Raw genomic sequence first — 941 nt, forward strand, 5'->3', positions numbered from 1 at the left:
GGTCTCAGTTTCCACTTGAATCGCTTTACGTCTTTCTTCTAAAGCTTCAAATCCGGCTACATCAAGCTCATATTTTTTGATTTTAAGGCGCTCTGCAATTGCTTGAGCGTCGCTACGAATAAGTTTTGGATCTAACATGACTAATCAACTTCGTTTAATTTTGTTCAATTCTTTATGCGAGGCAGTAACGACTAATTACGATACCCAACCACAGTGCCGTAATAGACAACAACACTGAACTAAAAATATAAAGTAGCGCATACGAAAGCGCACCTTTCTCAATGAAAGCCCACACCTCTAGAGAGAACGCGGAAAAGGTCGTGAAAGCACCAAGGCCTCCCGCCATAATGACAGGTTTCAAGTCTGGGTGAATAATAGCTTTTTCGACAATCGCAACATAAGCTACTCCCATCAAAAACGACCCAACAACATTGACGGAAAGAGTCGCCCAAGGGAAAAAACGCTGGCCGACAAGAAGAGTGACACCGAAACGTAACAGTGCGCCAACTGCGCCTGCTATGGCAACGCCAATAAGCACTTTCATTTCCCTGCTCCCCCCCTTCTTGATTGTAGACGCAGTGTACCGACCTTATTCGGTGATTACACTATTGCCTTCAACAACTTTCTTATCTTTTAAGCACTGGTTGCAATAACAAGACAAGTGCTGAGCACCCGACACTGACTCAGCGTTCACTGAATCCAAATCAAAACCACCTTCAGGTAAGCACCAACATCTCACTTGCGAAAGATTCGATTCCGCGTCCAGCGCAGCCATACCGCATTTGTTTTCGTTACCGCAAGACGGGCAAACAGCTTTATTATTCACTCGTACTTTCAAAACGTTGCGCTGCGCGATTCTTTTTCACCGCATCAGGCGTAAATACTTGGCCCGTCATTGCGATGAAAATACCGCTTTCCTTGCTTTGTAGCGCACCTAACGC

General features: G+C 45.2%; 2 protein-coding genes and 1 pseudogene. All 3 read right to left on the reverse strand.

Translation table 11 applies throughout. From position 1 onward, the window contains the following. A pseudogene (locus tag A3739_RS28010) lies at nucleotides 1–138 on the reverse strand (serine--tRNA ligase); the annotation flags it as partial. 34 nt (nucleotides 139–172) lie between these two features. Beyond that, entirely contained in the window at nucleotides 173–544 is a 372-nt protein-coding gene (gene crcB / locus A3739_RS06275) for a fluoride efflux transporter CrcB (RefSeq protein WP_068476712.1), read from the reverse strand. Between the two features lie 45 nt (nucleotides 545–589). After that, complete coding sequence (locus A3739_RS06280) at nucleotides 590–826, reverse strand: cysteine-rich CWC family protein (protein ID WP_068476710.1); 237 nt, start codon at nucleotides 824–826, stop codon at nucleotides 590–592. Nucleotides 827–941 lie beyond the last annotated feature (115 nt).

The organism is Oleiphilus sp. HI0067, assembly GCF_001635735.1.

Excerpts from the sequence above, each read along its gene's own strand:
- crcB (WP_068476712.1), bottom strand. The coding sequence starts at position 544 with ATGAAAGTGCTTATTGGCGTTGCCATAGCAGGCGCAGTTGGCGCACTG.